We start from the raw sequence: 6829 nt of genomic DNA, 5'->3' as shown, positions 1-6829 counted from the left end.
CTCGCCGGTCGTACGGTCAGCTCCCGTGCCGCCCCGCGTGGCCGCCGTGGCCGCCCCCGCCCTCCCCGTCGCCGCCCCCACTCCCGGAGTGGTGCGAGGAGCCGGCCTCCATCTCCCCGCCGAGCCGGTCCCGCAGCGCCGTGACCACCTTCTCCTCACCGACCGCCACCCACTTGCGGCCGACCAGGTACGAGCCGCCGTAGTCGTTCGCCTCGTTGAGCCACTCGCGCTGGCCCCGGTCGGTGGAGAAGGTGGCCAGCACGTAGGTGCCGTCCCCGGTCCTGCAGTTGGCCTGGCGGATCTCCTCCGCGTCCGTCTGTATGTTCGGCTCGCACGCGACCTTCGCCGCCAGCTCCTCGAGGGTGCCCGTCGCCGTCTCCGGCGCGGCATCGGGCTCGTCGCCGCCCGCCCCGCACGCCGCCGCGCCCGGCAGAACCAGGGCCACCACGGCGGCCGTCACCAACGCCAAACGAGTTCGCTCCGTACCCATCCGGCCATCGTGCCGGTTCGCCCCGCTGTTCCGGGTGCGAACCCCGAGTAACGTGCGACACGTCCGCACCTGATGTTCCGTCAGCATCGTGGAGGAGCGCGCCGTGACCGACCTGTCGAGACGAACGCTGCTGGGGGCCGCCGGCGCGGTCGGCGCGGGCGCCACGCTCGCCGGGGCGTCGCAACCGCCCGCCCTCTCGAAGGAGGACCGCATGGGCCCGGCCCGCGCCGCCCTCGCGCGGCTGCTGCCCGGCCACGCGGACCAGTTCGGGCTCACCCACCTCCGCGGCGGACCGGACCGCTTCCGGGTCACGGGCTCCGCCGGCCGTGTCGAGGTCGCCGCCACCGGCCCCGCCACGGCGCTCACCGGCGTCCACTGGTACCTGAAGTACCGGTGCGGGGCGCACATCTCCTGGTCCGGCACGCAGCTCGGTCTCCCGGCCCGCCTGCCCGCGCCCTGCGGGCCCCTGGCCCGCGAGGCCACCGTCCCGCACCGGTTCGCGTTCAACGACACGCACGACGGGTACACCGCGCCGTACGCCGACTGGGCACGCTGGGAGCGGCTGATCGACGTCCTCGCCCTGCACGGGTTCAACGAGGTCCTCGTCACCACCGGGCAGGAGGCCGTCTACCACCGCCTCCTGCTGGACTTCGGGTACACGGACGCCGAGGCCCGCGCCTGGCTGCCCGCGCCCTCCCACCAGCCCTGGTGGCTGCTGCAGAACATGAGCGCCTACGGTGGCCCCCTCGACCCCGGGCTGCTCGCCCGCCGCGCCGCGCTGGGCCGCCGCATCACGGACCGGATGCGCGAGCTGGGGATCCGCCCCGTCCTCCCGGGCTACTTCGGCACCGTCCCGGACGGCTTCGCGGACCGCAACCCCGGCGCCCGGACGATCCCGCAGGGCGTCTGGGCGGGCCTGAAGCGCCCGGACTGGCTCGACCCGCGCACCGGGACCTTCGCGCGGGTGGCGGCGTCCTTCTACCGCCACCAGCAGGACCTTTTCGGCGACGTACGCCACTTCAAGATGGACCTGCTCCACGAGGGCGGCTCGGCCGGTGACGTACCCGTTCCCGAGGCCGCCCGCGCGGTGGAGGCCGCTCTCCGCTCCGCCCGTCCCGGCGCCACCTGGGTCATCCTCGGCTGGCAGGGCAACCCGCGCCGCGACCTGCTCGACGCGCTCGACACGTCCGGCCTCCTCGTCGTCGACGGGCTGTCCGACCTGGAGAGCGTCACCGACCGCGAGAAGGACTGGGGCGGCGCACCGTACGCCTTCGGCACCATCCCCAACTTCGGTGGCCGCACCACCATCGGCGCCAAGACCCACCTGTGGACCGAGCGCTTCACCGCCTGGCGCGACAGGCCCGGCTCGGCCCTCGCCGGCACGGCCTACATGCCGGAGGCCGCCGAACGGGACCCGGCCGCCCTGGAGCTCTTCTCCGAGCTGGCCTGGCGGCGTGAGCCGGTCGACCGGACCCGCTGGTTCGAGGAGTACGCCGACCTGCGCTACGGCGGCCGGGACGCACGCGCGCGTGAGGCCTTCGCGGTCCTGCGGGACACCGCGTACCGGATCACCAGCCGCGACGGCCGCCCCCACGACTCGGTCTTCGCCGCCCGCCCCAGCCTCTCCGCCAGCTCCGGCGCCCACTACGCCACCCACACCCCGGCCTTCGACTCCGCAGGCTTCGACCGGGCGTTCGCCGCGCTGCTCGGCGTACGGGAGCCGCTGCGCCGCTCCGACGCGTACCGCCACGATCTGACCGACCTGGGCCGTCAGGTCCTGGCCAACCGCTCCTGGCACCTGATCGGACAGCTGAAAGCGGCGTTCGCACGCGAAGACCTGGACACCTTCCGCGCGCTGTCCCGGCTCTGGCTGCGGCTGATGCGGCTGAGCGACGACATGACGGGCTCGCACCACGCCTTCCTCCTCGGCCCCTGGCTGGCGGACGCCCGCCGCGAAGGCCTGGAGCGCACCGCCCGGGTACTCGTCACCACCTGGGGCGACCGCCCCACCGCCGACGGGGGCCGCCTCGCCAACTACGCCAACCGCGACTGGTCCGGCCTGATCGCCGACTTCCACCTCCCCCACTGGCAGGCCTACCTCGACGAACTGGAGGACGCCCTCGCGCAGGACCGCCCTGCGAAGGTCTTCGACTGGTACGCGATAGAGGAACCCTGGACGCACGAGACGAAGGCCTATGCCCTGCGCCCCCGGCACGACGCGTACCGCACCGCCACGCGCGTGCACCAGGTCCTCGCCCGCGCCCCCTTCCAGGGCGCCGTCACGGTCTCCAGCGCCCCCGCGGCCCTCGCTCCCGGCACCGCGGCCGAGGTCACCGCCACCTTCCGGAACGTCAACGGCCTGCGCGCCACCGGCCCCGTGAGCCTCACCCTCACGGGCTTCGGCGACCAGCCGCCGCTGGGGCTCCCACCGGTGCCGGCCGCCGGCACGGGCACCGTCTCATGGGGCGTCTCCGCTCCGGCCCGCCCCCTCGCCACCCCCGTCGAACCCCTCCCCCACGAGCTGCGCGCCACCTACGGCCCCGAGGGCGAGACCCCGGTCACCACCGTCCACCGGGGAGACCTGTACCTGGCCGGCCCCCTGGACCCGGGATGGCGTACGTACACCAACAGTGGGGCCGTCTTCGGCCAGACGGGGGGCCGGTACGCCATCAACGGCGGCGGCCAGGACCTGTGGAAGGCCACCGCCGAGTTCGGCACCCTCTACGAGGAGGGGGTTTTCGGAGACGGCACCACCCTGACCGCACGGGTGGACGCGCAGGACATGACCGGCCCCTGGGCACGCGCCGGGATCATCGTACGGAACTCCCTGGCCACCCCCGGTGCGCCCGGCTTCCTCAACCTGGCGGTGACCCCGCTCAACGGCGTGGTCCTGTCCTACGACGCGAGCGGCGACGGCACCCTCGACACCTACCGGAGGATCACCGGCGTCCGCGTGCCGGTGCTGCTCCGCCTGTCCCGGGCGGGCGGCGGGATCACCGGATCCTGTTCGGCGGACGACGGCGCCACATGGCGTACGGTCGCCACCGTCCGGGTGCCGGGCGCGGCGGCCGTCCAGGACGCCGGCCTGTTCATGACCGCCAGGCACGGTGGCGGCGGGGCGCGTGGGACGGCCGTGTTCAGCTCGGTGAGCGGCTGGGAGAACACGCCCGGCAGGTGACCATCCCCGGATTCGCTCGTTCTGCTGAACGTGAGCACCCAGGAACTCGCCACCCCCGCCCCTGTCGACGTCGACCAGGCCGAGGCGGCCCTCGTCGAGCACTACCCCAGGCTCGTACGGATCGCCTATCTGGTGCTGCCGCCCGCCTTCGGGCGCAACCGCCGTGTGCTGACCGCGCACTCCGTGGTGCAGCGCTCGCTGCCGCGCCGCCGCGCCTCGCGCGACGACGCCGGGATGCCGGGGCAGCGGCGCGCCGAGGACGCGGTCGATCCGGGGTACGCGTACGTACGCGTCCGGGTGCTGCGGCAGGCCCTGGAGGCGGGGCTGCCGCTGCGGTGGACGGCCCGGCCCAAGCGGGCGCAGTTGCCGCCGCTGCTGCCCCAGGTGTGGGGTCTGCGGCTGTTCCCGCGCGCCGGGGGCGCCGACGAACTGACGCTGGACCAGCGGCTGTCGGCGCTGTCCGGGCCGGGCCGCGCCGCCTACGTGCTGCGCGGGCTGGAGCGGCAGGGGGACGCCGAGGTGCGGCGGGTCCTCGCGGCCGCCGGGGTGGCGGACCCGAAGGCGGCGCTGGCCGAGGCGGACGGGGTGGAGGCGCCGGGCGAGATCAGCGCGGCCGGGCTGCTGGAATCGCCCGAGTTCGACCCGTGCTCGTTGCAGGCCCGCCCCACGGACCTGATGCGGCGGCGTCAGCACGGCAAGGCGGCGCTGGCCGCGCTCGCGGCCGCGGTGGTGTGCGGGGCGCTGCTGGGGCTGCCGGGCGAGGGGTGGGGCCCGGACGGGGCGGCCGCTCCCTCGTACGCGCGCAATCCGGTGGCGGAGGCCGCCCTGGACCCGGCCAATCTGCGGCGGGTCGCCCCGGCTGCCTGGCAGCGCTCGGAGCGTACGGACTTCTCGGTGTGGCCGGCCCGCGGCGATCTGGTCGACGACCGGGCGCTGCTGCGGCGAGCGCTGGCGGTGTGGGCGCGGCCGGGTGCCACGGTGCAGGCCTCGGCGACGCCCGGCACCCCGCCGGGACCGCCGATGGGGCCGCCGCAGTTGCTGTTCGCCGGTGAGGTCGACCAGGCGCGGGTGGTGCTGTTCCACGACGGGCTGCGGGCGGTGCGGTACGCGGAGCCGAAGGACGGCACGGAGGGCGCGGCGCTGGACTTCGCGCGGACGGACGGCGCGGACACGGCGTCGGCGGGTGCCCTGGTGGTGGGGCGTACGCATGCCAATGTGCGGTACCTGACGGCGCCCTGGGTACGGGAGGTGTCCGCGCGCGACCTGATCCAGCCGCTGGCCGCGGCGCGTCCGGTGGCGCGGGACGCGCACGGGGTCACCGGCGCGTTGCTCAGCCCGGCGGCGCCGAGCGAGTGCCGGGAGTGGGACGTGCTGGAGGTGCGGGACGGCTCGGCGACCCGGACGCTGACCGACCTCGGTGAGCTGGCCCCCGCCCGGCTGACGTCGGGACCGCCGTCCGCGCCCGCCGATCTGGCGGCGGCGGGTGTCACGGCACGTGCGGAGTGGGCGCGGACGGCCTGTCTGCTGCAGACGGTCCGCTCCAAGGGCGTCCGGGCGGTGAACTCCTGGCGGTTCGCCGAGCAGGAGCTCCCCGGCCCGGCCGGTACGGCGGGTACCGCCGCCTGGCTGTGCACCCGCGCGGAGACCTGGCGCGGTACGGGTGGCGTGGCGCTGGCGCAGTTCCAGGCGCCGCCCGCGCGGGCCGGTGCGGTGGTGGCGAAGGCCGAGGGGTCACCGGCGTGCGGCACGAAGGAGCCGCGTGCCCTGGCGGGTGCGCTGTGGCGGTCCAAGGACGGGAAGTGGTGGATGCTGGCGGCCGGCAGCCCGCAGGTGACGTCGGTCGCCGTGGCGGGCGGGGCGACGGGCGGCGTGGAGGACGACCGTCTCCTCGCGGTGGAGCTGCCGGGCAAGCCGGGCAAGCAGGTCGAACTGACCGGGCGGCTGGAGGACGGCACGAAGATCACCTCCCTGCGGTAGCCCCCGCGCCGGACGTCCGGGTGCACGGCTCGATGCTGATCGGCGTCTCACGCTGCCACGGCGAGCGGCTGGTGCTGGGCGGCCTGTGACCTACGGCAGCAGCAGCCAGTCGGCGGCCAGGGCGGCGAGGAGGCCGGCGCCCAGGAGCCAGGTGCCCAGGCGGGTGCGGCCGTTGCGGCTGAGTTCGATGACCACACCGCACAGGATCATGGCCAGTCCGTAGACGCCGACCACGAGTACGGAGGTGCGGCTGGCCAGCCGGAGGACCAGGACGACCGCCATCGCCACCAGCAGGACGGACGCCGCGGCGATCCGCAGGCGCCGGGCCTGGCGCGGGGCGAGGCCGGTGCGCGGCGCCGGGGTTTCGGGGTCGGAGGTGGTCATGCCCGGCAGCGTAGCGAACTGTGTATCGGCCACTGTTCGAAGGGCTGTCGGTGGTGAACGTTAGGCTGTTCGCATGACGACCGGGGCGCGGCGCAGGATGGGCGTCGAGGAGCGCAGGCAGCAGTTGATCGGGGTGGCGCTGGACCTGTTCGGCCGCCGCTCCCCCGAGGAGGTGTCGATCGACGAGATCGCCGCCGCCGCGGGCATCTCCCGGCCGCTGGTCTACCACTACTTCCCCGGCAAGCAGAGCCTGTACGAGGCGGCGCTGCGGCGTGCGGCGGACGAGTTGGCAGGCCGGTTCGTCGAGCCGTGCCAGGGTCCGCTGGGGGCTCGGCTGCTGCGGGTCATGGGGCGGTTCTTCGACTTCGTGGAGGAGCACGGGCCGGGGTTCTCGGCGCTGATGCGCGGCGGGCCGGCGGCCGGCTCCACCACGACGAACGCGATGATCGACGAGGTGCGCCAGGCGGCGTACGAGCAGATCCTGACCCACCTCGGCGTCACGGACCCGCCCGTCCGTCTGGAGCTGGTCGTACGGTCCTGGGTGTCGCTCGCCGAGTCGACGGCTCTGCTCTGGCTGGACGGGCGCCGGATACCGCGCGAGGAGCTGCAGTTGCAGCTGGTGCACGACTTCGCGGCGCTGGCGGCGGTGAGCGCGGCGTACGACGGGGAGATGGCCTCGCTGCTGCTGCGCGTGCTCGCCGACGAGCCGGCCGACGGGCCGTTCGGCGAACTGGTCGGCCGGCTGGGGACGCTGCTGCCCGGGGTCCCTGCCGTGCCGGCGCGGGCCGTCCTCTAGGCGG

At 75.1% G+C, this 6829-nt stretch carries 5 protein-coding genes; 3 read left to right on the top strand and 2 right to left on the bottom strand.

Going from position 1 to position 6829, the window contains the following annotated elements; translation table 11 throughout:
• Positions 1-16 precede the first annotated feature (16 nt).
• A complete protein-coding gene (locus ABD347_RS11645) occupies positions 17-490 on the bottom strand; it encodes a hypothetical protein (RefSeq protein ID WP_344359903.1) in 474 nt (157 codons plus the stop codon).
• Positions 491-593: 103 nt separating this feature from the next.
• On the opposite strand from ABD347_RS11645, the gene ABD347_RS11640 reads away from it, so the two are divergent.
• Together ABD347_RS11640 and ABD347_RS11635 are read left to right on the top strand one after the other, a co-directional pair.
• On the top strand, positions 594-3668 hold the full coding sequence (locus tag ABD347_RS11640; protein ID WP_344359900.1) for an alpha-N-acetylglucosaminidase: 3075 nt from the start codon (positions 594-596) through the stop codon (positions 3666-3668).
• A 21-nt stretch (positions 3669-3689) separates the two neighbouring features.
• On the top strand, positions 3690-5645 hold the full coding sequence (locus ABD347_RS11635; RefSeq protein WP_344360194.1) for a hypothetical protein: 1956 nt from the start codon (positions 3690-3692) through the stop codon (positions 5643-5645).
• Between the two features lie 90 nt (positions 5646-5735).
• On the opposite strand, the gene ABD347_RS11630 is transcribed toward ABD347_RS11635, so the two are convergent.
• Complete coding sequence (locus tag ABD347_RS11630; protein ID WP_344359898.1) at positions 5736-6029, bottom strand: hypothetical protein; 294 nt, start codon at positions 6027-6029, stop codon at positions 5736-5738.
• A 73-nt stretch (positions 6030-6102) separates the two neighbouring features.
• Here ABD347_RS11630 and ABD347_RS11625 point away from each other — a divergent pair, with 73 nt between their 5' ends.
• On the top strand, positions 6103-6825 hold the full coding sequence (locus ABD347_RS11625; RefSeq protein ID WP_344359896.1) for a TetR/AcrR family transcriptional regulator: 723 nt from the start codon (positions 6103-6105) through the stop codon (positions 6823-6825).
• Positions 6826-6829: the final 4 nt, after the last annotated feature.

Source organism: Streptomyces gobitricini, from assembly GCF_039532985.1.
Classification (GTDB): domain Bacteria; phylum Actinomycetota; class Actinomycetes; order Streptomycetales; family Streptomycetaceae; genus Streptomyces; species Streptomyces gobitricini.
The sequence above is the reverse complement of the archived record's forward strand: the minus strand, read 5'-3'. Positions and strand labels throughout refer to the sequence as shown.